1 pseudogene is annotated in these 580 nt (G+C 60.3%); it reads left to right on the top strand.

The features are described from left to right. Positions 1–391 precede the first annotated feature (391 nt). Positions 392–580, top strand: a pseudogene (locus AC3A84_RS18565) (cellulase family glycosylhydrolase); the annotation flags it as partial.

The following is a 580-nucleotide window of genomic DNA, read 5'->3' as shown; positions in this document are numbered from 1 at the left end:
CAGGAAATAATACCCGCACAACTGTGAACGAAAGTTATCTGATATGATCGAACGCTATACTTTCGTGAGCCCGCCGGTCATGCTAATTTCGCGGCTACTTGGCGCGCTATAGCTCCGTGTATCACGCTCGTCACCCCACCGAAGAGCCCTCTTCATATATGCTGGTACCTCGCCAGTCATCTCCAGCCCGATTCATCCTGACGGCTGTTGGTAGTTGACATTAGAAGAAGGAATTTCCATGCGCCGAAAATCAGCCCTCGGATTTGTAGCTTTGTCCTTGTTCGCCACAGGGATGGGCATTGCCGCAGCAACACCGGCAACTGCCTCGCCGGCGGATACGGCAGCGCCGGTTCACGTCGACGCTTCACGGTGGACCACCCAGGGGCGTTGGGTGACCGACGCCCAGCACCGCGTGGTCATCACGCAGGGGATCAACGAGGTCGCCAAGAGCGCCCCCTATGCCCCCGATGCCGTCGGTTTCAGTGAGGACGACGCCGCCTTCCTCGAGGCGCAGGGGTTCACCAGCGTCCGGCTTGGGGTGCTGTGGGCCGGCGTCGAGCCTCGGCCGGGCGTCTACGAC

Source organism: Paracidovorax sp., assembly GCF_057642795.1.
Note: the sequence above shows the minus strand (reverse complement) of the source record. Positions and strands in the feature narration are given on the sequence as shown.